This is a genomic window from Candidatus Njordibacter sp. Uisw_056 (assembly GCF_047730085.1).
Taxonomy (GTDB): Bacteria; Pseudomonadota; Gammaproteobacteria; order Pseudomonadales; family Balneatricaceae; genus Njordibacter.
This window is the reverse complement of record NZ_CP159830.1, coordinates 1,795,345-1,821,371: the sequence shown is the minus strand read 5'-3', so window position 1 is coordinate 1,821,371 and position 26,027 is coordinate 1,795,345. Positions and strand designations below refer to the sequence as shown.

The following is a 26,027-nucleotide window of genomic DNA, read 5'->3' as shown; positions in this document are numbered from 1 at the left end:
AATTTAGTAATAACCAGCGTTGAAAAAGCAATGTGGAGAGGACAAAAAGCATAACTAAAATGTCATGTAGGCATGGGATTAGTGTTTTTTAATGGCAAAACAATGATACGCTGTGCCAAGACACTCAGATATTAAAGGAATATTTTCTGTGGAACAAACCCCCAATAACCTCGCGGCCTTCTGCTGGTCCATAGCAGACCTTTTACGTGGTGATTTTAAGCAAAGCCAGTATGGCCGTATTATACTTCCGTTTACCCTCCTGCGACGCCTAGAGGGCGTTCTTGAAGACAGTAAAACTGCTGTTCTAGCGGAATACGACAAAGTCCAAAATATGGGCTTACCAGAAGAGGCCCAAGAAAAACTATTACTGCGCGCCACAGGTGGCCTTAACTTTTTCAACACCTCAAAAATGGACCTTTCCAAATTGGGTGAGGCAGGCATTAAAGATAACCTCGACAGTTATATTCAAGGGTTTTCCTATGATGCCCGTCAGATCTTTGAGTACTTCAACTTTGGCGAATTTATCGGCCAGCTTAACGATGCAGACCTGCTTTATAAAGTAGTGCAAAAAGTACGCGCCACGGATTTAAGCCCCAAGGCTATCTCTAACCATGACATGGGTTTAACCTTTGAAGAGCTAATACGCCGCTTTGCTGAAGGCTCCAATGAAACTGCCGGCGAGCACTTTACCCCTCGTGATATTGTGCGCCTCACCACCTCCTTGGTGTTTATGGAAGACGATGACGCGCTCAGTAAGCCAGGCATTATTCGCACTATCTACGACCCCACCGCAGGCACAGGGGGCTTTTTATCCTCGGGTATGGAGTATGTGCATGAGCTAAACCCACAAGCGGTAATGCGTGCCTTTGGTCAAGAGCTTAACCCAGAAAGTTACTCCATCTGTAAGGCCGACATGCTGATTAAAGGCCAAGATGTTACCAATATCAAGCTGGGCAACACCTTATCCAATGATCAACTGTATGCCGATAAATTTGATTACATGTTGTCTAATCCGCCTTTTGGTGTGGATTGGAAGAAGATTGAATCTTCAATCAAGGATGAAAATACTCTAAAGGGTTTTGATGGTCGTTTTGGCCCAGGCTTACCTCGTGTGTCTGATGGCTCCTTGTTATTTTTAATGCATTTGATCAGCAAGCTAAGAGACACCAGCGAAGGCGGTGGCCGTATAGGTATCATCCTTAATGGTTCGCCATTGTTTACCGGTGGTGCAGGCTCTGGTGAGAGCGAAATTCGCCGTTATATTTTTGAAGCAGACCTTTTAGAAACCATCGTCGCGCTGCCCACCGATATGTTTTACAACACCGGCATTGCCACTTATGTGTGGGTACTGTCGAATAAAAAGTCCAACGAGCGTAAAGGTAAGGTCCAGCTGATTAACGGCGTTAACCTCTGCGGTAAGATGCGCAAATCTCTGGGCTCTAAACGCAATGAAATGGGCGCGGATGATATTGCCACTATTACTCGCAGTTTTGGTGCCTTTGAGGTTGAGGATGCGCGTGAGCTTAATAAACCAGCAGAGCAAAAAAGTAACCGTGGCAGGCAGTCGGCTAACCCAAAAACTGAGGCGCCAAAAACCTTCGCCAGCAAAATATTTGCCTCCCATGAGTTTGGCTACCGCCGTATCACCATTGAACGGCCATTACGCCAGAGCTATCAATTTAGTGATGAGCGTTTGGCCGAGTTACGGTTTGCCAACAAGCCGTTAAACGCACCTATGAAGTGGATATACGAAACCTATGGTGAGCATTGGCGTGATGCTGAAGGTTGCGAAAACTATGGTCAGCTTGCAGAGAAAAGCGTTGAAATTCGCGCTTACATCAAAAGCCAGTTTAGTGAGTTAAAAGAGAAGCAGATTAAAGACCTGCTCGACAGCAAAGTTTGGCTAGCTCAAAAGCAAACCTTACTTAATGCCCGGCAGCTGCAAGCCACAATAGGCACCCAGCAGTGCGATGATATGAACGGCTATGAGGTCACGCTCAAAGCCGCCTGCAAAACCCAAAGTTTAAGCTTAGAGACTAAAGAGAAAAAACAAATCACAGACGCAGTAAGCTGGAAAAACCCAGCAGCAGAAAAAGTGGTTAAAAAGATTCACCCATCAGCCAAAGCCAGCCCCATGTACGGCCTGTTTGAAGTGGGTGGTGAGACGGTAGAGTACAAAGCCGATGGTGATCTGCGTGACAATGAAAACGTTGCCCTTGATCCCTCCAAGCCTGTGAATGATCTGAACGAAGCTTACTTTATAAAAGAAGTACAACCCCATGTGCCAGATGCGTGGATAGATGCCAATAAGAAAGACGACCAAGACCAACAAGTGGGCGTTGTGGGATATGAGATACCCTTTAACCGCCATTTTTATCAGTATCAACCACCTAGGGATCTGGTGGAGATTGATAAAGATTTGGATCGGGTTAGTGCTGATATTATGAACCTCCTGCAAGAGGTGCATTCGTGATGGAAGTGCTAGGTATAAACTTCAGCTTTAGAAATTATTTAAGAATTGTGTTGACTATGGGCATCCGAAAAGTACATAATTTGCGTAATATGCCCACCAAGCCTATGTTGTTTTCGGACGATACGCTCAAATTGTGTGGGCTTTTTTTTGCCTCATATATATCCCAACCGTACACTATTCGCAATATTTCCCCAAGTGCCTTACCTTTAATTATGTTATTCGGTAGGTATCCCGTATGACTACATTTAATAAGCCCGCAGTAACGGTAGATGAGCATCTTGCCTTGTTGCAGGGACGTGGGCTTTGTGTCAATGACACGCACCAAGCTAGACACGTCCTAGAGACGGTGAGTTTTTTTAGGCTAAGCATTTACATGCGACCTTTTCAGGTTGTAGGCAAAGAAAACCATTCGTTTAAATCGGGCACTGATTTTAACCAAATACTCGATCTATATGCATTTGACCGTGAGTTACGTCTGCTCGTTATGGATGCGATAGAGACAGTCGAGGTGGCGCTGCGAGCCTCGTTAAATAATCATATGAGTTGTACCTATCAAATTGATAGCGAGCCACACAGTGGGTCGCATTGGTATTTACATCGAAATCGATTTAAGGAAAAGTACAACTATGCAAAGTTGATAAGAGATATTGAAACTAAGCAACAATATGAGGGTCGTCATCTAGACAAAGAAAAGCGAAAAATTAACGCGAGCAGAGCCCCAAGCCAAACAAAACAGCAGCGCATAGGCCATAGATCAAAAGATAACTATCCGCGTTTTTATCAGCACAACTACCAAACACCTGCACTTATGCCTGGCTGGGCAATGACAGAAGAGTTATCTCTGGGTAATTTGTCACATATGTACAAGGGATTGCTGAAAGATGCGGACCGCAAAGCGATTGCACGGCGTTTTAATGTCCCCCACGAAGTGTTGGGAAGCTGGCTGCATACGTTAACGTTTGTTCGCAATTGCTGCGCCCACCATAGCCGCTTATGGAACAGAGAGCTGCCTGTACAGCCCAAAATACTCCAAGGTGAAGATTGGCAGTTTCGCAAACTCATGCCAGACAGCCAAATACGACCAAGTCGACGGATATATGTTGTGTTAATACTATTGGCTCACCTAATTCGCCAGATAAGCCCACATAGTCAATGGCCTCTAAACGTTAAATCCCTCGTTCGTATGTACCCAAATGTGCACTTGGCACCGATGGGTTTTACGTGTGATTGGCAATCACATATTTTTTGGAGCGGTGCAGATGCATAAAAACTGTAGTTTGATAATGAGCGGTGAAACTGCTATGCGCTGGAAGTATGTGGCGTACCTTGAGTATAAAGACTCTGGGGTTGCGTGGTTAGGCGCCGTGCCGGAGCATTGGGTAGTTAGCAAGGTAAAATATTTATCACCTTTTCAAGTAGGATGGACTCCACCTACAAAAGTAGATGCAAATTTTATTGGTGATAATTTATGGGCTAATATTTCCGATTTAAAAGGTAAATACATAGAGCGTACAGCCAAGAATATCTCCAATGAGGCTGTAAAGGCAGCTTCTATGGAACTTTCACCAAAAGGATCATTGCTATACAGCTTTAAGTTGTCCGTAGGTGCAGTTTCATTTGCTAGCCAAGATATGTACACCAACGAAGCGATTGCATCTTTTTTGGAAGGCGGTTCGTTGCCGCTTTCATATATGTATTATGCCTTACCTAAATATGTTATTGAAAATGCTTCTACCAATATTTATGGAGCGCGAATACTTAACCAGGAATTAATTAATAGTGCGTTTTTTTTGGCGCCTTCGTATAAAGAAGCCCAAAAAATAGCCAACTTCCTCGACCACGAAACCGCCAAAATCGACACCCTGATCGAAAAACAACAACAGCTGATCAAGCTGCTAAAAGAAAAACGCCAAGCCGTGATCAGCCATGCCGTCACCAAAGGCCTCAACCCCAATGCCCCCATGCGCGACTCAGGTGTTGAGTGGTTAGATGAAGTGCCGGCGCATTGGAATATACTCCGATTAAGTTTCGCATTGAAGCTTCAAAGTGGAGATACAATTACTTCAGATAGCATTAAGAAGAGAGGGGATTATCTTGTCTACGGTGGAAATGGTGTAAGGGGTTATACCTCACGTTATAACTGCGATGGTGAATACGTGATTATTGGCAGGCAGGGAGCACTATGTGGAAACATTAACATGGGGTCTGGTCAATTCTTTGCATCCGAACATGCAATAGTGGTTTACCCCCGAAAGCTGTTCAATAATATTTACTTAGGCGAGATGCTTAGACATATGGATTTAGGGCAGTATTCAGTATCTGCAGCTCAGCCTGGTGTGTCAGTAGAGCGTTTGGACTTATTAAAAGTTATTATGCCTCCAGAAGATGAGCAGATTGAAATATCTAAAGTCATTACCAAAGAAAATTCAGCTTTTGAGGCTTTGGCGAAAGAATGCAGTAGCTTGATTTCATTGCTACATGAACGCCGCACAGCCCTAATCTCCGCAGCCGTCACCGGCAAGATCGACGTCAGAAACTGGGTCGCTCCAGAGCCATCAAATACTAACAACAAGGAAGACGCCGCATGAGCACAATGTCAGGAGACGGCAAAGCCAATGAGTTTACTTTTCAAAATGACATGATCAGCCAGCTCGTTGCTAACGGCTGGTTGCTGGGTAAACCAGAAAAGTACAACCGTGAATTAGCGCTGTATTCTGAGGATGTGCTGGGCTTTGTTAAAGACACTCAAGACGAACAATGGCAAAAGTTTTGTGCCTTATACCCTAACAACACTGAAGCTAAGTTTTTAGAGCACGTTGGTGCACAACTGAACAAAGCCGATCCCAATGCCGCCAATAAAGAAATGCGTTCCTTTGGCACCTTGGGCGTGCTCCGTAATGAGCTGCGTATACGTGGCACACGCTTTAAGCTATGCCAGTTTAAGCCTGAGCATGACCTCAACACAGACTCTTTAGCCCGTTATCAAAAAAATCGCTTACGGGTAGTGCAAGAGCTGGTGTATTCGCCCTGGGCTACCGATGAGTATGAGGCAGAAACGGGCACGCGAGCCAAAAAATGGCGCATTGACTTAGTGCTGTTTGTGAACGGCTTACCTGTGGTAACGCTAGAGCTAAAGAGCGAGTTTAAGCAAGCCGTGCACAACGCCATTAAACAATACAAAACCACACGCTTTGCTATAGATCCTGCCACCAAAAAGCCTGAGCCGCTGCTCACCTTTAAACGTGGGGCCTTGGTTCATTTTGCAGTGAGCCAATATGAAGTGTATATGGCTACCCGTTTAGAGGGCGATAGCACGTATTTTTTGCCTTTTAACAAGGGCACGAGCGAGGGTGCTGCCGGTAACGATGTGCCAGAAGACATTAACCAATACGCCACAGACTATTTATGGAACGAGGTGTTACTGCCAGACAACCTACTTAATGTGCTGGCGCGCTTTGTACACTTACAAATAGAAGAAAAAGAAGATTGGGAAGGCCGCAAGTACAAAAAAGAAACTTTAATCTTCCCCCGTTATCATCAGTGGGATGTAGTGAGTAAGTTGGTAGATGCTGCTCGCACTGAAGGCCCAGGGCATAAGTATTTGATACAGCACAGCGCAGGTTCTGGTAAATCCAATTCTATTGCGTGGGCTGCACATCAGTTATCGTCCATCCATACGACTGAAGGCCATAAACTGTTTGATTCGGTGATTGTAGTGACCGATAGAACAGTGTTGGATGACCAGTTACAAGAGACCATTTCGCAGTTTACTGCAGTGGAAGGCATGGTTGGGCGCATTAACCGCAATGAGGGCGATGGCTCTAAATCAGAAAAGTTGGCCGCCGCATTAGAAGAATCACAACCCATTATCATCGTTACCATTCAAACCTTCCCTTATGTGTTAAAAGCCATCGAGAACAGCGTTAACCTTAAAGAGCGTAATTATGTAGTCATTGCCGACGAGGCCCACAGTTCGCAAACGGGCAGCACTGCGCGGCAGTTAAAAGAAGTGTTGATGATAGATGGTGCTGGCCAAGATGAAGAACTCACTACCGAGGATATTCTTGATGCGGCGGTGGCGTCGCGCCGGGCGTCTAGCAACTTGAGTTATTTGGCCTTTACTGCAACACCCAAAACTAAAACGCTAGAGCTTTTTGGTAGGTTGCCTAATCCTGCTGAGCAACCGTCTAAATCAAACAGGCCAGAAGCCTACCACGTTTACAGCATGCGCCAAGCCATTGAAGAAGGCTTTATTCTGGACGTTTTAAAGAACTATACCAACTACAAAGTGGCTTATAACCTCGCCATGAAGATCCAAGGTACCGACCAAGAGGTAGAAAGTAAAAAGGCCAAGGTAAAGCTCAATCAATGGGTACGGCTGCACGACTATAATATCAGCCAAAAGGTGCAGGTGATTGTTGAGCACTTTAAAGACAATGTCATGGCCCTGTTGAATGGCCAGGTTAAGGCTATGGTCGTCACCAGTTCTCGCAAAGAGGCGGTACGTTATAAGCACGCCTTTGATAAATATATAGCAGAACAAGGTTATGGGCGAATACATGCAATGGTGGCATTCTCTGGCGAAGTTGAGTTTACGGATAAAGACCCAAGTTCAGCCGCGCTACTAGGCGAAAAATTCACTGAAGCCAATATGAACCCAGCTCTCAAGGGCCGCGACATGCGTAAAGCCTTTGACAGCGACGATTATCAAGTAATGATCGTGGCCAATAAGTTTCAAACGGGTTTTGATCAACCCAAGCTATGCGCCATGTATGTGGATAAAAAACTAGGCGGGGTGGAATGTGTGCAAACCCTGTCACGCTTAAACCGAACCTTCCCTGGCAAAGCAGAGACTGGGACGTTTATAGTCGATTTCTTCAACGAGCCTGAAGAGATTTTGGAATCATTTCAACCTTACTATCAAACGGCTGAGCTAGCCGATGTGACTAACCCTGACTTAATTTTTGATCTTTTTGATAAGCTACGTGCAGCCGGCATATTCCAGTGGCGCGAAGTTGAACAGTTTTGTGACGCCTTCTTTGTTAAGAGCAAAAGCAATGCAGCTATAGCCAACATCTGTAAGCCAGCGGTAGAGCGCTGGCAACAGCGTTACAAGCATGCCATAGAGGCCTACAAGCAAGCACGAGATATTGTGGCAAGAAGCAAGCAAAGCGGCGACCCAGTATTGATGGGCAATGCCGAAGCTAGCTTCAAGGAATGTAAGCAGGCCAAGGATGAGCTGGATATATTTAAAAAAGACCTAGGCAGCTTCGTTCGCTTCTATGAATTTATGTCCCAAATCGTAGATTATGATGATAAAGACCTAGAAAGGCTGAGTTTGTTTGCCCGTAATCTGAGCCCTATGCTGCGCGAAAGCAAACTTGATGAGGATGATATAGACCTAAATAGCATTGAGCTTAGCCATTACCGCTTGTCGGTTATACGCCAGCAAGACTTAAAGCTAAAAGAAGATTCTGCAGACTACCAGCTAGAACCAGGCGATGGCGTAGGCGGCGCAAAACCTAAAGACAAGCAAGAAGAGTTTTTGTCGCAGGTGGTAGAGCGCCTGAATGAGTTATTCATCACCGATGAACTGACTGAAGCCGACCTCGTTAGTTACGTTCACACCATTAGCGACAAAGTTCGCGAAAACGGTTTGGTGATGAAGCAAATTGCCAACAATACGGCAGAGCAGGCGTTGTTAGGTGATTTTAACAAGGCCGTAGACGAGGCCATCATGGATAGTGGTGAAGCACACAACAACCAGATGATGCAGCTACTGTCTAACCCCAACAAAGCGAAGACGTTTGCTAGGCTGGTGTTTGATTTGTTGAAGGTGGATGATTAGAAGTTAAAAAAACATCATGATTTTGAAGCAACACAATTAGGTGTATCAAGAGAAAACCAAAGGAACGAGTACATTAATATGGATATTAAAAAGCTAGCTATTAAATTTGAACTTATGCCTGCGAGAGGTATAGGGGACCTAAAAAAACATACCCTGATCATTCTGTATTCAACCATTTTATCCATATTTAGTTTTACCGCTATGGCAAATAAAGATCCTAACTCTGAGGATGTTTACAAGTCGCCTGCGTATGTTGCCGCCGTGGCTGTGTATGAATCGAAGGACTTTGCTCAAGCTATTAAACTGCTGACCCCCTTTGCAGAACAAGGTACAAAAGGTGCTCAGTTTGCACTGACTCAGATCTATGGAGAATCAGAAGGTTCAGCATTCGTTAACGCAGAGAAGGCCTTTAAATGGCATAAAATTGGAGCGTTAAACGGTGTAGTGTGGTCACAACACTGGATGGGGCACTACTATAATTTACTGGATAAGGAAGAGTCTTACAGATGGTATTTGATGGCGGCAAACCAAGGATATGCCAGTTCTCAAATTATGGTTGGTGTGGCTCAGTATCTTGGTGAGCTTAAGCAAAAGTTTGAGCCTGAAGATTACTTGCATTGGTTTACGCTAGCTGCGGAATCTGGGGACATAGTTGCAATAGCACTGGTCGGCGACATCTACTATTTCGGGGACTTGGGTGAGCCAGATTACGATGAGGCTCTAAAATGGTACCTTAAAATTGCTTCAGAGGATGATGCAGACCCTGAAGTTATCTTTAAAGTGGGTGAGTTTCATCGCTATGGGTATGCTGATAAAGTTAATTTTCTCTTTGCAAGAATCTGGTATGAAAGAGCGGCTACAAAGGGTCATCAGGGGGCCCAACTGGCATTAGCGCAATTATATTTTGAAGGTGCAGAGGGTGTAGTTGACTACACAAGGGCTTTTGAGTGGTGTCAGAAAGCATCTAAAGAAGGAAATCCAGACGCTCAGGTAATGCTGGGGATGATGTACGAACTTGGCCACGGAGTAGATCTGGATTTTAATAAAGCGTTAAGCTTATATCAGATTGCTGCGAGTGAAACCGACAGTGCCATATCTGATATTGAGCGCATTACAAAGTTACTTCAGCCTGGATACGATAGTACTTTTCAGTATGCGTCAGACAAATGGGACGCTAATGATAAAAAAGCGGCTTTTAACTTATTTAAGCATGCAGCGTCTAAAGGACACTCCCAGTCCAAAGTTTGGGTTGGGTATTTTTACGAAAATGGTATCGAGGTCGATAAAGATTTGTTGCTAGCCAAAGATTATTATGGACAAGCGGCTAAAAAAGGCAATTATGAGGCGATGTACAGGATTGGATTAATTCATGAAACCAATGCGGTTAATATGTTAACACCTCCTAAAATTTCGCTCACTAAGAAACGGCAATTGGCAGATGCCATTTTTTCAATGAAGAGTTCTGGACAAACCTTTACAAATGAAGAAATATTCAATTACATGAACTATGGTAACCCTACTGGCCCAATAATAGATCGCCAAGGGTCTACCACAGAATACAGAACATCAATTACCTGGTTTATGAAGGCAGCCCAAGGCAACTACCCACAAAGCTATAAAAAATTGGGTAAGTTTTATGAACAAGGGCTAGGAGTTAAGCAAAGTTACTACAAGTCCTACCTTAACTACTTGTTAGCGGCGCACTACGGTGATGAAGAGTCCGTATTCTTGGCAGAATTGGTTGGCGATTATTTGGGTGAAAAAGAACAGAGTAAAGCCCTTGAGATGAGTAAGGCACGAATAGGTCAGTAATACTGGCTTGTGGTCTAAAAAAGACTTCGCTACGATTACCAAACAACTGACTTTTTCAAAAAAATCTAATTAATAAAAGTAGACTAGAAAATATAGGCTCGATGGGCATTTATGTGAAAACCTCTGCAATAAGGAGGACATGTGGGACGAGTAATAATATCTTTGCTAGTAGTCTTTTTTCTAACGGACATCACACAAAAGGAACTGGGCAATGTATAAAAAAATTGTAACGGCAGTGTTGATTTTTTCGATGAGTGGGCTGGTGAATGCTAAAGACAATGATTTAGCAGCACAAATTGACGAGCTAATAGCAGAAATCGAATTTTCAATAGAGATAGATAAAAAGAAACAAGACGATGTAATAAAGCTAAAAAAACAAAAGCTTATTGATCTTAAGAATATCAATATTATTAGTATAACGCCTATTTTTAGACAGCGACGAAGCGGACTATGTTCTTACGACGAAGAATTCGGCGTGCATGACGGCTGGTGCTGGAACTTAGAAGCTGTCAAGAAACGTATTATATGTTTAGCGGGATAATAAACATGGAGACCTCATGCAGCCCAAAACTATAGTTGGTAGGTTTGTACAATCGCTAGCAGCGTCTTACGACGCTGGGCCTTCCATCGTAATAAAGGTCTCCAACGAATCGGTATTGGACCTACCACATGCCGATAAAGTGTCCGAGGGCTTTAATTGGGAAGAAGATATTGAAACCTTGGGTGGCTATAGCTTTGTAGTGGCTGATCTACCGCTAGGAATGCCGCGTAAAAGGATCACCATTGGTAGTTCATCCATTAATGTCCGTCGTAACTGGGTGGAACTTTGGAAGGCACTAGTCTTGCTTTCCCAGTCTGGGGTGTGTCTTGCGATTGTTGAGCCTCATGCGTTTGGCAGTTCAGAGGGACTGAAGTTCCAGCAAGCGCTATCGGAAGAAGGGTTCTACTTAAACGGAGTCTTCAATGTTCCCCAAAAACTCATGGTGATAATGTCCAGCCGTCCAGTCATTGTTGTGTTTAGTCGAGAAGCGCGGGCCGGGCTTTTTGTAGCCGAATTGGAAGATGAGCCTCAAGCTTCAGTGGTCGCCCAAGCCTTCGTTCGTGGCGTGGTGAGCGATTCTCTGCACGAGGGTATGTTGCATGATAAAGGGACATTCGATGGCTTTGAAAGCTTAAAATCACGGCTTCAAATTGAACGCCTCGAGACCCAATATAAGGACTATAAAAGTCATTTTCTAGGTGAACTTGCAGTTGAATTGAATACAGTTCGTCCTGGACTTTTGTTGGAGCATAAAGAGAACTCAATTTATGTTCCCATGCTTGGTTCCTCCGTTGTAACCGACGATCTGGCGGCTGTGACGTTAAAGCATCACAATATTATTCAGGTTGTATTGCGCAATGAGGCCAACAATCAGTACGTTTCAGCTTTCTTTCGCTCTGATCTAGGCATGTTAATATTGCGATCGTTGACCCGCGGGGACTTCATACCTCGAATTAGTAAGACTGACCTTTCCAAAGCGCAGGTTAGTATCCCAAGCCCGGCAGAGCAGACAGAAATTGTCCGCTCGCATGGACAACTTCAATCCTTGACATCGGCAATTGGAAACCTTCAAAAAGAGCTTGCATTAAATCCCAGAAGTGCGTCTATAATCCGAAGCCAAGTCGAAAGTATGTTGGAAAAAATTGGTGAGTTGACTGAAGCTGACAGAATCATGAGTATGGCTCGGGAGGGAGAGTCAGCAACTGTTGAATTTAAAGAAAGCTTTAGTTTAGATGTACGGAAAGGAACGAAGGAAAAATATATTGAACTATCTTCACTAAAAACCATTGTTGGATTTCTAAATACCAATGGTGGCGTTTTGTTGGTGGGTGTATCAGATGTTGGCGGCATTTGCGGTGTTGATGATGAAGTAAATCAATTTCATAAAAGTAATGATGCGTTATTACTTCATTTCAAAAATCAACTAAAGCAACGTATTGGCGAACAATATTATCCATTTATCAGCCAGCAATTGGTCAACCTGGGAGATATACATGTGTTGATGATTGATTGTAGTCCATCGCCCACTGCATGTTATCTCGACGGGAAAGACTTTTATGTCCGCACGAACCCCGCTACAGACAAGCTTGAGGGGCCAAAACTCGTTGAGTATGTACAGAATCACTTTAATAAGTGAACCGGCATTGAATAAGTTGTGGGACGCGAGGAATCTAGGCGCTAGAGGTCCCAGTTTTAAAGTCAGTAAAGCGTTAAACTTTAACTAATTTATTGGACGAATATTGCGATTGTCTAGACATCGCAGCTCGGTTGGAAAGTGATTAATAGAGCAGGTTAACTACTCAAGGAACAGAATTTGAAAATGGACGCAAAACTGTCAGACTGCAGGAAGTATAGGTATGCACTCTGGCGCACATGGGACGATTCTAAACCATATGTGATGATAGTTGGATTAAACCCATCAACTGCTGATGAAACTAAGGACGACCCAACACTCACTCGATGTATCAAATTTGCAAAATATTGGGGCTATGGTGGTCTCTGTATGGCAAACCTATTCGCATTCCGTGCTACTAAGCCAAGTGACATGATGGCATCAAGTGATCCGGTCGGTTTAGAAAATGATAGCTGGCTTTCCAAGCTTTCAAAGGATGCTGGCATTGTTGTTGCTGCATGGGGCAATGATGGAAGTCATCTCGGCAGATCAATTGCTATAAAGGCAATGCTGCCAAATCTGCACTATATTAAAATGAATAAATCGGGTGAGCCAGCGCACCCTTTATATCTGAGAAGCAGCTTGGTTCCTACACCAATGATATTTAACAAGTAAGTAACCCAGAATGTGTAGAAATGGCGAGTATGCTTATAAACCTTATGTCGGCGTTTGTTATTAAAGATTTTAGCCGTAAGTAAGTATTAAAAAAGCAACTATCTGCCTTCAATAAATATTTTAAAAAATGGAGAATTTTTTATGATGGTTTGGTTTCTTGAAGGAAAAATAGAAGGTCCAAAAGATAGTACCCTAGCTGATCTTTGGGCTATGGCAGATAAGGAAATCGAGCAGGATCACGACACATTACAGTGGATCTTTCCTTTACGCACGCCTAGTGAGCACAGTCTCTTGGCACCTGTTCTAGAACCTGGTGAAATTGATGATATTCGGGCTTCGGTGCGAGCAAAGAAGAACTTAGTTAAATCAGCACATTGGTTCTTAGGCTTCTTACAGCGCAACCGCTATTGGACAAAGCCAAAAGACCACAATCAAAAGCGCATTGGGCGGGCCATTGAATGTCTGAAACTGCTCGTAAGTGATGAAGAGGCTGATAATTTTCGTAATAGTGTTTTAGAGATTTTGGGTGATGATGTTGCTAATATTCCAGGTGTTGTAGCTTTTTGGAAGAAGATATAAGACAAGGTAAGTGCCAGTATAAAGCTAAATAGATTCTTTTATAAACCTTAAACAAGGGTAGATGAATATGAATAAAATGTTATCAATTACTGAAGTACGCAATTCTATTTATCTAGATTTTAATTTATTGTGGAAATTATTTTTGGGGGTATATTTGGGGGTATTTATATATATTAAAAATATTTTATATATAAAAAACATAGGCTTATCTTGCCTATTCAATAGAGTTAGGCTCCACCAATAAATCGTTATAAATTAGCCGGTTACAAGCTTAATAGTTTGACCGACTTTTTTGTGTCTGTAACTTAAGTCCTTATTAAGTCTGATTATTTGGGCTGATCAAACTACTTAGTGCCTAGTGCCTAGGTATTATGCTAAAAATCGAATAGTTCCCTTATCGTCGATTGCGCCTGGTTGTTCGTGGCAGTAGCTACCTCGTTAATGCTTTCGATAGTGTAACCTGCATTTGCAAAAAGCCAACCCAGACCCTAGCGATCTCGTATATTTGCCAAGTGATTTTTTAGTATTAGTAGTGGTCTACAAAAACGTATCGCTAAGCTAATGACAAAGAATATGAAGGTGGAAGTATCTATTGAAGTTTTTTTGAACAATGTAACTAGCGTAGATGACAATACTTCTAAGAGTGAGCTATATGCAAGCTACCGATTAGCTTGGTTTATCATCAACATAGGCTCAAGTGATGGGTATAAAAAAAGGGCAACGGACTAGATTACAATTAATGAGGATGGGTTGGTCTTTGATAAAGTTGATCGGTTGGCGTTCCCCATCCCAGACCTACATAAAAAATTAAAATTCATAATGAGTGGTGATGGCAATTTTATCTTTAAAGGGCCGTTGGGTTTGTTTGATTTAGTGTGTAGATCTGCCCAGACAACGATCTTTGGTAACATTCATCAAAAAGTGGGCCTTGGCATATGAAAAGATGGTGACCCGATTTTAGTAAAGCTGACTAAGAAGTAATACCGTAGTAGTCAAGTAAGCTGATCACTGGACAATTTCTACGTATCAGGTCATACATCGTTTTGATGCATTTAAACGGCAGTATACAGCGGCTCTTCGATGGGCTTTTGGGGTGCCAGTACAATAATAACCCCAGCAAAAATAATCAGAAAAATTCCGATAACACTCAAGTAATTGGGGACAATGCCCCAGAATAGCCAACTGAACAGCCCAACCGAAATTAGATACGCATATTCGAAAATTGCGGCATAGCTTGTTTGGGCTAATTGGTATGCGCGGGTCATTAAAGATAACGCAGTTGTCGCTAAAACGGCGATGATAAGCATCCAAAGCCAAAATGAGCCGTCAACACTTTGCCAACCCTTAAAAAGAAACGGAGCCTGTTCTACCAAATCAGGTGCAATAGGGAAAACGGTTAGCACTGTGGTCATTAAAAACCCACATAACCCTATACTTACTATAAAACTCATAAGAATGGCTAACGGGCTTTCTTCACGCAGGTAACGATAAGTGATTATTGAACCCAGTGCATAGCATGCACCTGCCATAATGGGCATTATCTGATAAAAAGTGAATCCATTGGCACCTGGCTGCAACACCAATAAAACACCACAGCTTCCCAAAATCACAGCAACTATCCTGCGCCAACCAATGCGCTCTTTAAAAAAAATGGATGAAAATATTAAAACAAAAATAGGTGAAGTGAAAAGGCCTGCGCCTGCTTCTGCGATGGGCATCATGGGCATGACACCAAAATAAAGAAGCATTGATGTCACCATAAAAAATGTTCTTATAAGTATGGGTTTCCAGTATTTTGGGATAACGGAAAGCCCAAACACTCTGCCAAGCCCGAAGACCATAAACATGGCGATGAGTGAGCGGCTAAAGTGAAATTGCCCCACGCTTACCTGGTCAGAAACAAGCATAGTTAAATTATCAGAAAAACCAAAAATAGAGATGCCAGTAATAAGCAGCAGTGCTCCGCGGGTCGCAGGGGTAAATTTTTCTAACAACACAAGTCACCTTTTTTAAAAAATACTGAACACACTATTAAAACGATCATTCAGAACTAGCACACATGCCGCAAAACGTAGACCTAGACTGCGTATTTCTTTTAAACCTTAATGAAGCCAAAGCGCCGTAGAAATTGTTCAAAACAGCTGGGCAAGAATAGCACCAATTGGTAAACTGACAATACCCCAGTGTGAAGCCAATTTAAGTCAGAGGCCAAGAAAAACCCATTAATCATCACTAAAAGGATGAATTTCCAACCAGTGGTATTAGATAATGCCCTCAAACTAAGTTGGCTTAGTAGCAGAAACTTACGCAGGGTATTCAGAAATGTAACACGTAAACCAAATACCATGGCCTGAGGGTCAATTGTGGAAGATGCTACTACTAATGATATATGACTTATAGCCGACCTAACCTGAGGTTTTGTTAAAAAAGTAGTTGGGTTAGAGTGCGGTTTAGGAAGGTTGGATGAATAGGGTATTAAGTACTTAGGAGTAAGCAATGTTACGAGACTTTTTTTTACTGCTTAGCCTTGTGGTGGCTTCTCAGGTGGGTGCTTCAAACAACATTACTCAGTTACAAGACAATGGCATCCAATTTTGGGCACCTAAAGTGTTTTCAGGTGAATCAACCTATACCATAGGCCACCATAAAGGGCGCCTGGCACTGCAAGCGCTAAGTGATCAGTCGGCCTCTGGGTTAGTGTTAAAACAGAAGGTCGACCTTAATAAAACACCTTACTTAAGCTGGAGTTGGTTAGTAGAAAATAAGTTGCTTGAATTAGACGAGCGCAGTAAAAATGGCGATGACTTTGCGGCTAGGATTTATTTGGTTATTGATGGTGGTTTACTGGTTTGGAAAACCAAATCATTAAACTATGTTTGGTCTAGTAATCAAAGTGCCGGCATGGTGTGGAACAACGCTTTTGCAGGCTCTAGTGTAAAAATGATGTCAGTTAGAGGCACCGAATCTAAAATTGGCCAGTGGTACCAAGAAAAACGTAATCTATACCAAGACTTAATTGACGTTTTTGGTGACAAAGGCAGTGAGCGTGCTAACTTAAAAGCGTATCAATACATTGATGTAATCGCCATTATGACTGACACAGACAATAGTAAAAAGTTGGCAGAATCTTATTATGGCGATATTGTGTTTAGTGGCACGTAGCCTTTGTGTAAATGCTTAAGTACTAAATATGGGTATGTAATGTAATGGTTAGATGGCTACCTAACCTGACTGGGCTGACGCTTTAAATTGAATCAACCTCTTGTCATAAAACTAATCCATACAGGCGGGTTTTGAAAAAAGCACTGGTGAAGTTGAGACGCTTATTCCGTAAGTATTATCGTGCTGGTCATATTCCATGTAAGTTTGTACAAATTTACTTCCAGGCTCATCATTAGTACTGTACTGAAGAATGCTGCTAATAAAGTTATTTTCTCCACAGCTGTTATTAGGTTTAGACCAATAGAGAGAATCACGATACCCCCCCTCTGTGCTAGAGGGTTTGGGGTTAAGCTTTGCAGAGTATACTATTTTAGGCCTACTGGCTCTTGTAGAAATAACATATAAAAATTCGTTTCCACCCCGTGCGCCTGGGGCAACTCCTTCAGTCCAAATAACATAGGCCTTTGGTGAAATCATATTGATGGCCGACCCCAAAATATGGTGCTCTAGGTTGGTTATTCGAGGGAATATTTCATCATGATAATAATCTCTAGCATCTTGTTCATAGGTTTCAAGCGTTTTTTTATCAATAGATATATCAGCCACGATCTGTTGCTTTACTTCTTTAGAGATAATTTGATCTATTCGTTCATCTGCAATAAGCGGTGATGATGCAAACATAAGGAAAGAGAAAAAGCGATTAACTCTTACGTCTGCAACAGCTAGTGTTGATAGCATCATAGGCAAAACGATAAACAGGAAGGTGACCCATCGAATCGATTTGAGTATTTTTGATATGAAATAGAGATGCTTGATTATTGATGTCCTTTTATGTGGCCAGTGCTATTTAGGTAGCAGATAATAAATACTCAAGTCTGCTCCAAAGTTGTTTCTAAAACTAAGGCGTTCTGAAAGAATTATCAGCGTACAATAAAGCCAAACCCATGCTTACTATAAGGCTAGGTTTAGCCAACTTGGTTATTATCAAAATAAAATTTTGCATTTAAGTGTTCTAACAAATATCAAATATACTCAGTTAGCAGCCACTGCCAACCGATGAGAATTTTAAATAACGTTATCTTTCGTCGTGCTAGGGGATAACGTTAATAAGGGCTACTTGATGATATTGTGTTCTGGGCCAAACGGAAAATGTGTAATATTTTCAGCACTGCTTTCACCGACTATTAATATGTCGTGTTCGCGATAACCCCCTGCGCCACTCATACCCTCTGGCAGTGTGATCATAGGCTCAATGGATACAACCATACCGGGTTCTATAACAGTATCGATATCTTCTCGTAATTCAAGCCCAGCTTCACGACCATAATAATGAGATAGCGAACCAAAAGAATGTCCATACCCAAACGTGCGATATTGGAGTAAATCGTGTGTTAAGAATATTTCGTTAAGCTCGGCGGCGATTTCACTGCAAACTGCCCCAGGTTTAATTAGTGTTAAACCTTTCTTGTGAACTTCACAATTTATTTCCCAGAGCTCTATTTCACGCTTTGTTGCTGAGTGGTAAAACATTGTGCGTTCTAGTGCCTGATAATACCCTGATATCATTGAAAAGCAGTTCACACTTAATATATCGCCTTTTCTTACTCTTCTGGTGGTGACAGGGTTGTGAGCACCATCTGTGTTAATGCCAGACTGAAACCAGGTCCAAGAATCCATTAGCTCTGTATGTGGATAGGTATTGGCAATTGCTCGAACCATAGCTTGTGTAGAGTGAAGTGCCACTTCATATTCTGGGGCGCCTTCAGAAATTGCCTCAACGCACGCGGCACCTCCAATATCAGATATTCGAGCACCTTGCCTAATTACCGCATGTTCTTCAGCCGATTTGATCATGCGTATCTTCATTGTGGCCACACCAATGTCTACAAACTCCGCATCTGGCATGAATTCTGATAGCTTCTGTCGTCGTTCCAAAGTTATATGATCATACTCAATGCCAACTCTAGCTTTTCCTGGCACCAATTTTTTCAGCGCTCGAAAATAATTATCTTTTTCCCAGTCAGTATAAACAATGTTGTCATCATAGCTTTGTCGCCAGGGTTGGCCTCCGTCAATATTTGCCGTTACAGTTGTATGCGCTTCATGAGTAACAACTAAAGCATAGGGACGGCCAAATGAACAATACACAAAATCAGCAAAATAATTAATATTGTGGATAGATGAAAAAACGGCAGCATCAAGATTGTCTGCTGATAAATGGGCTCGCAATTTGGCATTACGACTTGCCATTTCAGCAGGAGAAAAAGTGGGTTTATCTTTAATGCCATTTTCAAAATTGATGGCTTGTGGTCTTTCTATACGTCTCATATAACAACTCCTATATTCACATTGGTATTAAAGAATAATTTCAAAATAATTATTCTGTTTTGACATCAGGTAAGCAGAAAACATTTATAGGGTTCCAGTGGGCAAATATTTGGCAACCATAAGTCAATTCTAACGGTTCTATTTCACGTTGCTGCTTTTGTACTATTAGTTCATTTTTATTGGCATCTTCAAAATACAGGGTGACCACTGAACCAGTAAATTCTTCAGCAACAAATTGTAATTGGATTTCGTTTTCAGAGAATGTATGTTCTTGTGATAATTCAATCATATCTGCACTAATAACGAGCTCAACATCGTTTCCTTTTTGGTGTCTAGTATTTCTATCTTCCTGTTTAGACTCTATTGTCCCAAAGGCGGTGTTACAGATCATCGTGTTTCCTTTTATCTCTTTAATATTGCCACTGATTATATTATTTGTGCCGACAAACTCGGCCACAAAACGGCTGGCTGGGCTTCGATAAATTTCACGTGGTGACCCGATTTGCTCGATAACACCGGCGCTCATAATCACCACTCTATCAGCCATTGCAAAAGCTTCAGACTGGCTATGAGTAACATAGACAAAAGTAATGCCAAGTTCCTTTTGGAGCCGAGTCAATACACTCTGCATACGTACGACTAAATTGGCGTCAAGAGCACTTAAAGGTTCATCTAAAAGGAGCACTGGTGGTTCAGTCACCAATGCACGGGCTAGTGCCACCCTTTGGCGCTGGCCACCGGATAGTTGGTCTATTGAACGATTTGCAAACTGCTCAATTTCCATACGCTTAAGCCATTTTAAAGCTCTCTCAGTTCGCTCAGGTTTTTCTACCCCACGCATCTTAAGCCCAAACTCTACATTTTCAATAACATTTAAAAAAGGGAATAGGGCTAACGTTTGCCAGACCAAAGGCGTTTCTCTTTCATGGGCTTTTAGTTCATTCATACGCTCGCCATTCAGTCTTATCTCGCCACTTGAAGGTGTTTCGAGTCCAGCCAGCATTCGCAATGTTGTTGTTTTTCCACAACCACTGGACCCCATAATAGCGAGAAATTCACCAGCTTTAATTTCAAAATTAATGGGTTCTACCGCAACTGAGCCACCAAAGTTTTTTGTTACGTTCTCAAGGACTATCTGACCTTCATTCATGTGTAATCTCAATTTAATGGTTATTCGGTTTTTTAGTGAAAAGGAATAGTTGCGCAATGACAACGAGAGTCATTGTGGTTGCAAATACAAAAGACCCAATAGCGTTGATTTGGGGGTCAACATTCCCCTGTAATATTTCAAGAATAACAACAGGAACAGACTTATTTAAACCAGATACAAACCAGGCAATTGCAAACTCATCAAATGACACCGCCATGGTTAGGCATAGTGCAGAAATTATTGATGGCAAAGCAAATGGAATAATAACGTGTCTCATCGTAGCCCATTCGGAGGCGCCTAAATTCCACGCAGCTGATTCTAAGTCTTTGTCCATTTGCTGAAGACGAAGACGAATAATAGCCATAGCAAAAGGCGCACCCAATACTGTATGTGCGATAATTAGGGCCCATATTTGCCCAGAAATACCAAGCTTGGAGAACCAGGCCAGCATTGCTAAAGCGAGTATTATTAGTGGAATAGTTGGAGGTAACAATGCTAATGCTAAATATGCATTTTTGAATCTGAAGCTATAACGAAAATCTGTATAGGCGGTACAAAAACCAATAATGGTCGCCAATACAGAGGCTGATAACGCTACAATAATACTCGTTCTGATTGCATCCCAGGTTTCTGAATCATAATAAACTTTGTCATACCAATTCCAAGTAAAGTGCCCCAATGGCAGTGATGGGAATCGATCAGAATTGAATGAAAACACCACGCTGGTGATAATTGGCATAAATATAAATACGAAAATGATCAGTAAATAGATCTTTAATATCCATACAATTGATTTGTCATTTACCATCATCATTATCTCTTCTTGTATGCAATTTTAATTGCACTGAGTGCAACCAACATTAATGTCACCATCATTATGGTTGCAATTACTGCTGCCCGGGGCCACTGTTGTCCTGATTTTGTGGTATCAATAATTAATATGGGAAGTGTAGGCGGATTCGATCCGCCGAGATAATAGGGACTGACAAAGTCGCCAAAGCTTAGAATAAAGCAGAATAGGGCGCCAATAATAAGGCCTATGCGAGCAGATGGAATAATGACTGAAAAAATAGCACGGACCCTTCCTGCACCTAAGTTATGGGATGCCTCAATTAAATTTTTATCGATACTTGCCATTGATAGTGTTTGCAAAATAATCACTAGAGGCAGAGTTAGGGTCAGATAGCCAATCATTGTGCCAAACATTGTATTTAACATTTTAATGGGCCCAATACCCAAATATCCAATGATATTATTGATAACACCAGACTCTGCCAGCAGGACGTACCAAGAAAAAGTGCGCACCAAGTAACTAGTAAAAAATGGGATAATTAAAAAGAAAATAGCCCAGCGACGAGCTGTTTCAGATAGTTTGAATGCTAGGCAATATGATGCTGGAAAGGCTATGCAGGTTGCAGTTATAGTGGCTAAGAAAGCCAATCCAAATGACAGTCCATAGCTACTCCAAAAATAGCCCTTGGAAAAAATCTTAACCCAGTTAACGAATTCAAATGCTTCTTTCATTTGGTAATTCTTAACTAGAAAAAATGACATGGCAATCATAAAAACAAGTGGTGCGAGGAAAAACAACACCTGCCAGATGATAACAGGTAGGCGCCAAGTTAATGCGTACCCATCTATACGTCTAAGCCAATTTGAAAATATCATCCTGGTCCAGCCTGTAACATTTTTTATACCTCTACTTAATAAATGAAAATTGGACCAACACTTAGGATGTTGATCCAAAATATAGGGAGCTAGTCATCATTTAAATAATTAAGCAGTTGGAGAATGCAATCATTATTAATGATGACTAGCTGTCAATTAAGAGCTCTTGTATTCAGACCAAAAGTCATTCCAGTCTTCGAGACTTTGCTGAACTGGGATATCCCTGTAGTGAATACGACCGTCATTAATTAATTTTATTGGGTTGTTACTGGCACCTTCAATTTGCCCTGTGCGCTGTGCTTCAAACATGTTGTCTTTTCTTAACGCCGCTTGTCCGGCATTAGTCACACAAAAGGCTGGGTAAGCAGCCATCGATGCAGACTTGACCTGTCCTTTAGGTGAAAGTAAATAACGGATAAACTCATTTGCAATTGCAGCTTTTTTAGAGCCTTTGCCGATACAATATGACTCGGTCCATTGCAGCCCACCTTCTTCTGGCACTACTGAAGTAACGGGTGCACCATCCCTTTCAAGCGCGCCCGTAATCCAATCACCTATGCCACACATTGCTAACATCTCACCATTCTTTAGAGAGTTAAATGAGCCACCATAATCAAAGAAACCACCTGACTGTGACCGCAGACTCATCATTGTTTCCTGCACTTTTCCCCACTGAATAGAGTCTAAGTTGAATGGACTAGGAATGTTTCCATCATGGAGGCTAGCTGTTCCAAGATTGGGTAGATGCCAATCAAAGTGACCGACCTTACCTTTAAGGTTTTTATTCCAGAAACAGTTATAGCTCATCGCTTCTTTTTCTGAGATAGCGTTACGATTATATGAAACGCCAAGGAAGCCAAATCGGATCATTGCTGAGTAAAGGTTTCCATCACGCCAGTGACCTGGGAATTTTTTGAAATCATCATGAATAAAATCATCAAATGGATAGTCACTAGGATTAAGCTGTTGAATATGACCCGCTTTGTCTAGTTGCTGGACAAACTCCCCATCTGACAAGATTAAGTCATATGTTCCAGGTGGTGACTGGGCGATTAGGGCAAGCATGTTATCGCCACCAGCGTAGTACTTTGGCTTAAATTTGACATTATGCATGGCTTCAAACTCAGCAACGATGTCTGCTTCGCCATGGCCATACCACGCAAGCATATTGATCTCAGTAGGAGCGCCTAGTGCTTTTCCTGAGGTCAATATACTAGGCAAAGACAGTGCAGTGGCAATAACGCCAGTCTGTTTTATAAACTTTCTTCTTGACGCTTTATTAGATTTATTTTGGTCACTCATAATTCTACTTCCTTTCTCTGGTTTTTAGGGGGAACGTAAATAGGAATTGTTAAGCTGTTTTTTTTGGTAACAGACTTAAGATAATCAACTTCGAATACGTTCTTAACTGAAAGTGAAATACCTTCAACACAAACCTTCATTAATATTTCTCCTTTTTCTTTACTGGCATTTTTGGCAGACGATAAAGTACCAGAAGGAGGCGTTAACTCAGGATTTACAGGGAACATGTCATATGGAGGAAATTTAGCGGGAGGGTGGTCAACAATTTTGTTGATATCAACCAAATGGGGATAGAGGTGCAACATTAAAGATGTTTCTAAAACACCACCGTGTTCCAAATCCCAACCAGTAAAGCCATCGGGATAAAGGAGTTCTATTGTGGGATCTTCAACAAAATCCCAATAAGATAGAATCATCACATTCATATCAGTAATCCCATCCCAGCGTAATTCTCGAATAGCAAGATCGATGCCTTCAACAATAAACATCGAATTTTCATAATGACCATTCATCATCACAATCTTTCGGCTGCCATGTCGTGCTAGCTCCTTAATAATGTCTCTAACTGTATACATCAGCGTTTCACCATCTAAACTGGTGGTTCCTGACATATGATTGCCGCCACCAGACTGCTGTTGTGACTTGTATCCATAAGCAATGGGTGGGGCCACCATGGCATTATTAAGTCGTCTGGCTACTGCTTCAGAAATAGCTGTTGGGATAAGAACATCAGGGTTCATAGACATGTGAGGGCCATGTTGCTCAAGCGCGCCAATAGGTAAAAAGATTATTGCTTTACCTTTAGATACTGTTTTTTGATAAGTGACCCAATCAAGCTCTGCCATAGAAACCATATTTTTATCCTACTTTTGTTTTTCTAATAAATTATTCTAAATCATAGAAACGCTGTTAATAAAATGGTATTTTTGATTCATAGGCCACGGTTTTTCTGTGATCTAATGTTATTCAACTGTATTTTTGTTGTTAGTTATTGGAATGTATACGTTTATACGTAAGAGGGTTCCCATGAATAGTTCGCTTAATCTTCGTCATTTACGTTATTTTATTGCTGCTGCAGAAACTAAAAAAATTCAATTAGCAGCAGAAAAAGTCCATATGAGCCCGTCTGCAGTTGCCGACGCTATCAAAAGTCTGGAAGGCATACTTGGCACTACTCTTTTTGAGAGGCATAGGTCAGGGGTGTCTTTAACCTATGATGGGTACCGTTTTTTAGACAGTGCTCATAGAATTTTAAATATGGTGGATGATTCGATTTTCGTATTTCAGAATCAAAAGAAAAATATTGAAGGGCGATTTATTTTGGGAGCTTCCGTCTCTGTGGTGGGCTATTTTTTGCCTATTCCTTTGGGACAATTTGAAAAAATATACCCAAAGGTTCAGGTTAACATTGTAGAAAATTCTAGGGATGATTTGGAGAGGCAGTTACGCGCTGAAGAAATAGATATTGCGTTTATGATAACCTCAAATATTAAGGTTTCCGAAGGTCTTGAAGTGGCGATGCTTTTTCGGTCAGAGAGAACTCTTTGGTGCGCCGAAAGCCACCGATTTGCGAAAATGGACAAAGTACCGCTTGCTGAAATAGCAAAGGAATCTTATATTATGCTTAATAGTGACGAGGCAGAAGCAAATACAAACCAATTTTGGAAGAGGTTTGCATTGAAGCCCAACGTTAGAATAAAAACTCAATCGGTAGAGGCAGTTCGTGGGTTTATAGCGAGGGAACGAGGCGTCGCTATATTATCTAATTTACTTTACCGCCCTTGGTCTCTTGATGGCACAAGAATTTTGTCAAAACAGATTGAGGAACCTATACCTACTATGAACTTAGGTGTGGTCTGGAATAGCAATAAGCGTTTAAGCTTAATTCAGCAGCAGTTCATAGATTTTCTCAAGCAGGATTCCTGGCGTTGGTAACTATTATAGGTTGAGATGCTATGTTTTTGAGTAGGTAATCTCTGAAATTAGCGTTTTTTGCCCCTGCGTTTTAACGCGTTACCTATATAAATAAACCCTTTTCGGTTGTGCAATCTGGCTTTTTATATTTTATAATAGCAATAATATTATACGGTTAGGCTAAATTAATGAAGAAACCAGACAACGTAACAGATTTTGCAGCTACACTGCCGTACCCAACTAATGTGGGCGCGCCTGCGTTTACTGTTCCAGATGTACTAAAGCACAAAAAAGAGCGTGGCATTACAGCGACACATTACTTTGAAACAAAGTTTGACGAACTAAAGGAAGAATACTTTAAACTTGTGAAGCTGGCAGAGGACACACAGCTAGTTTACACCGCAACCTATAGCTTCCTGCCTATTGTGGGCAAAGTTTATAGTTTATATATTAATAATGAGAAGTTGTTCCTTAGTATTATTGAACCTCATAGATGGCCACAAATGACATTTAAAGGAAGCTTCAAGTTTACTTCCGATAATACCTGGGAAAAAGTGGAAGAATCATCCGACTAATAGGTGGGATTATCGCAGTAAACGATGGAGCACTAGCTAAACCTGCTTGGCCTCTATAAGTCGCCATTATTTATTGCTTGGTGATGGCATACATCACTCACTGCACCCTGCAATTGCAGGTTTTTTTTGGGTTTAAATGTAAGCAAAAAATAGCGTGGTTTAAGATAACAACGTTGTTCCAAAAATGATCACATTTGCAGGGTTCACTGTTAACGTCTAATCGAACTTGGCTTAAGTATCACCTTACTATGTGAGTACTCATTCGTTACAAGTCTAGTGTGCTCTAGCCTATAACTAAATCACACTAGTTACTTTGTTTTACATAAAACCAGTGTTTACGGCCAAGTACTATAAATGGCCACAACTTCAGGTGTTAAAACTGTATAAG

20 protein-coding genes are annotated in these 26,027 nt (G+C 41.7%); 12 read left to right on the top strand and 8 right to left on the bottom strand.

All coding sequences use genetic code 11. From position 1 onward, the window contains the following. The first annotated feature begins 148 nt into the window (after positions 1-148). From ABXT60_RS08805 to ABXT60_RS08765, 9 genes are all read left to right on the top strand, one after another. Positions 149-2,473, top strand: coding sequence for a type I restriction-modification system subunit M (locus ABXT60_RS08805; RefSeq protein WP_443629774.1), 2,325 nt, complete (start codon positions 149-151; stop codon positions 2,471-2,473). Between the two features lie 235 nt (positions 2,474-2,708). Further along, positions 2,709-3,740, top strand: coding sequence for an Abi family protein (locus ABXT60_RS08800; protein WP_443629773.1), 1,032 nt, complete (start codon positions 2,709-2,711; stop codon positions 3,738-3,740). A gap of 16 nt (positions 3,741-3,756) precedes the next feature. Continuing rightward, on the top strand, positions 3,757-5,061 hold the full coding sequence (locus tag ABXT60_RS08795) for a restriction endonuclease subunit S (protein WP_443629772.1): 1,305 nt from the start codon (positions 3,757-3,759) through the stop codon (positions 5,059-5,061). Then, positions 5,058-8,321 carry a type I restriction endonuclease subunit R gene (locus ABXT60_RS08790; RefSeq protein ID WP_443629771.1) on the top strand — a complete coding sequence of 1,088 codons (3,264 nt, stop codon included), beginning with the start codon at positions 5,058-5,060 and terminating at the stop codon, positions 8,319-8,321. Before ABXT60_RS08795 ends, ABXT60_RS08790 begins: the two co-directional genes overlap by 4 nt. A gap of 201 nt (positions 8,322-8,522) precedes the next feature. Next, positions 8,523-10,133, top strand: a complete 1,611-nt coding sequence (locus ABXT60_RS08785; protein ID WP_443629770.1) for a hypothetical protein — start codon at positions 8,523-8,525, stop codon at positions 10,131-10,133. Positions 10,134-10,344: 211 nt separating this feature from the next. Further along, positions 10,345-10,674 (top strand): hypothetical protein, encoded by a 330-nt coding sequence (locus ABXT60_RS08780; protein ID WP_443629769.1) that lies wholly within the window; start codon positions 10,345-10,347, stop codon positions 10,672-10,674. Between the two features lie 16 nt (positions 10,675-10,690). Next, positions 10,691-12,310 (top strand): ATP-binding protein, encoded by a 1,620-nt coding sequence (locus ABXT60_RS08775; RefSeq protein WP_443629768.1) that lies wholly within the window; start codon positions 10,691-10,693, stop codon positions 12,308-12,310. A 183-nt stretch (positions 12,311-12,493) separates the two neighbouring features. After that, on the top strand, positions 12,494-12,961 hold the full coding sequence (locus ABXT60_RS08770; RefSeq protein ID WP_443632091.1) for a DUF1643 domain-containing protein: 468 nt from the start codon (positions 12,494-12,496) through the stop codon (positions 12,959-12,961). A gap of 141 nt (positions 12,962-13,102) precedes the next feature. After that, positions 13,103-13,540 (top strand): opioid growth factor receptor-related protein, encoded by a 438-nt coding sequence (locus ABXT60_RS08765; RefSeq protein ID WP_443629767.1) that lies wholly within the window; start codon positions 13,103-13,105, stop codon positions 13,538-13,540. A 1,052-nt stretch (positions 13,541-14,592) separates the two neighbouring features. Here ABXT60_RS08765 and ABXT60_RS08760 read toward each other — a convergent pair. Further along, positions 14,593-15,537 (bottom strand): DMT family transporter, encoded by a 945-nt coding sequence (locus tag ABXT60_RS08760; protein ID WP_443629766.1) that lies wholly within the window; start codon positions 15,535-15,537, stop codon positions 14,593-14,595. Positions 15,538-16,036: 499 nt separating this feature from the next. On the opposite strand from ABXT60_RS08760, the gene ABXT60_RS08755 reads away from it, so the two are divergent. Further along, on the top strand, positions 16,037-16,702 hold the full coding sequence (locus ABXT60_RS08755) for a DUF3047 domain-containing protein (protein ID WP_443629765.1): 666 nt from the start codon (positions 16,037-16,039) through the stop codon (positions 16,700-16,702). A gap of 111 nt (positions 16,703-16,813) precedes the next feature. Here ABXT60_RS08755 and ABXT60_RS08750 read toward each other — a convergent pair whose 3' ends face one another. The 7 genes from ABXT60_RS08750 to ABXT60_RS08720 all read right to left on the bottom strand — a co-directional run bounded on the left by ABXT60_RS08750 (position 16,814) and on the right by ABXT60_RS08720 (position 24,004). Continuing rightward, entirely contained in the window at positions 16,814-17,443 is a 630-nt protein-coding gene (locus ABXT60_RS08750) for a hypothetical protein (protein WP_443629764.1), read from the bottom strand. A 372-nt stretch (positions 17,444-17,815) separates the two neighbouring features. Then, positions 17,816-19,030, bottom strand: a complete 1,215-nt coding sequence (locus ABXT60_RS08745; RefSeq protein ID WP_443629763.1) for an aminopeptidase P family protein — start codon at positions 19,028-19,030, stop codon at positions 17,816-17,818. A 49-nt stretch (positions 19,031-19,079) separates the two neighbouring features. Beyond that, positions 19,080-20,180: an ABC transporter ATP-binding protein gene (locus ABXT60_RS08740; protein WP_443629762.1), complete on the bottom strand. Its 1,101-nt coding sequence runs from the start codon at positions 20,178-20,180 to the stop codon at positions 19,080-19,082. A 13-nt stretch (positions 20,181-20,193) separates the two neighbouring features. After that, a complete protein-coding gene (locus ABXT60_RS08735; RefSeq protein WP_443629761.1) occupies positions 20,194-20,994 on the bottom strand; it encodes an ABC transporter permease in 801 nt (266 codons plus the stop codon). Beyond that, on the bottom strand, positions 20,994-21,704 hold the full coding sequence (locus tag ABXT60_RS08730) for an ABC transporter permease (RefSeq protein WP_443629760.1): 711 nt from the start codon (positions 21,702-21,704) through the stop codon (positions 20,994-20,996). Before ABXT60_RS08730 ends, ABXT60_RS08735 begins: the two co-directional genes overlap by 1 nt. 300 nt (positions 21,705-22,004) lie before the next feature. Next, entirely contained in the window at positions 22,005-23,150 is a 1,146-nt protein-coding gene (locus ABXT60_RS08725; RefSeq protein ID WP_443629759.1) for a polyamine ABC transporter substrate-binding protein, read from the bottom strand. Beyond that, positions 23,147-24,004: a creatininase gene (locus ABXT60_RS08720; RefSeq protein ID WP_443629758.1), complete on the bottom strand. Its 858-nt coding sequence runs from the start codon at positions 24,002-24,004 to the stop codon at positions 23,147-23,149. Before ABXT60_RS08720 ends, ABXT60_RS08725 begins: the two co-directional genes overlap by 4 nt. Before the next feature lie 172 nt (positions 24,005-24,176). On the opposite strand from ABXT60_RS08720, the gene ABXT60_RS08715 reads away from it, so the two are divergent. Continuing rightward, complete coding sequence (locus ABXT60_RS08715; protein ID WP_443629757.1) at positions 24,177-25,085, top strand: LysR family transcriptional regulator; 909 nt, start codon at positions 24,177-24,179, stop codon at positions 25,083-25,085. 167 nt (positions 25,086-25,252) lie between these two features. Next, the gene (locus ABXT60_RS08710; RefSeq protein ID WP_443629756.1) at positions 25,253-25,639 is read left to right on the top strand and encodes a DUF2452 domain-containing protein; all 387 of its coding nucleotides are present in this window, start codon (positions 25,253-25,255) and stop codon (positions 25,637-25,639) included. The last annotated feature ends 388 nt before the right edge of the window (positions 25,640-26,027 follow it).

Coding starts and splice junctions, on each gene's coding strand:
- ABXT60_RS08800 (WP_443629773.1), top strand. CDS start 2,709: ATGACTACATTTAATAAGCCCGCAGTAACGGTAGATGAGCATCTTGCC.
- ABXT60_RS08795 (WP_443629772.1), top strand. CDS start 3,757: ATGAGCGGTGAAACTGCTATGCGCTGGAAGTATGTGGCGTACCTTGAG.
- ABXT60_RS08790 (WP_443629771.1), top strand. CDS start 5,058: ATGAGCACAATGTCAGGAGACGGCAAAGCCAATGAGTTTACTTTTCAA.
- ABXT60_RS08785 (WP_443629770.1), top strand. CDS start 8,523: ATGGCAAATAAAGATCCTAACTCTGAGGATGTTTACAAGTCGCCTGCG.
- ABXT60_RS08780 (WP_443629769.1), top strand. CDS start 10,345: ATGTATAAAAAAATTGTAACGGCAGTGTTGATTTTTTCGATGAGTGGG.
- ABXT60_RS08775 (WP_443629768.1), top strand. CDS start 10,691: ATGCAGCCCAAAACTATAGTTGGTAGGTTTGTACAATCGCTAGCAGCG.
- ABXT60_RS08770 (WP_443632091.1), top strand. CDS start 12,494: ATGGACGCAAAACTGTCAGACTGCAGGAAGTATAGGTATGCACTCTGG.
- ABXT60_RS08765 (WP_443629767.1), top strand. CDS start 13,103: ATGATGGTTTGGTTTCTTGAAGGAAAAATAGAAGGTCCAAAAGATAGT.
- ABXT60_RS08755 (WP_443629765.1), top strand. CDS start 16,037: ATGTTACGAGACTTTTTTTTACTGCTTAGCCTTGTGGTGGCTTCTCAG.
- ABXT60_RS08750 (WP_443629764.1), bottom strand. CDS start 17,443: ATGATGCTATCAACACTAGCTGTTGCAGACGTAAGAGTTAATCGCTTT.
- ABXT60_RS08745 (WP_443629763.1), bottom strand. CDS start 19,030: ATGAGACGTATAGAAAGACCACAAGCCATCAATTTTGAAAATGGCATT.
- ABXT60_RS08740 (WP_443629762.1), bottom strand. CDS start 20,180: ATGAATGAAGGTCAGATAGTCCTTGAGAACGTAACAAAAAACTTTGGT.
- ABXT60_RS08735 (WP_443629761.1), bottom strand. CDS start 20,994: ATGATGATGGTAAATGACAAATCAATTGTATGGATATTAAAGATCTAT.
- ABXT60_RS08730 (WP_443629760.1), bottom strand. CDS start 21,704: ATGAAAGAAGCATTTGAATTCGTTAACTGGGTTAAGATTTTTTCCAAG.
- ABXT60_RS08725 (WP_443629759.1), bottom strand. CDS start 23,150: ATGAGTGACCAAAATAAATCTAATAAAGCGTCAAGAAGAAAGTTTATA.
- ABXT60_RS08720 (WP_443629758.1), bottom strand. CDS start 24,004: ATGGTTTCTATGGCAGAGCTTGATTGGGTCACTTATCAAAAAACAGTA.
- ABXT60_RS08715 (WP_443629757.1), top strand. CDS start 24,177: ATGAATAGTTCGCTTAATCTTCGTCATTTACGTTATTTTATTGCTGCT.
- ABXT60_RS08710 (WP_443629756.1), top strand. CDS start 25,253: ATGAAGAAACCAGACAACGTAACAGATTTTGCAGCTACACTGCCGTAC.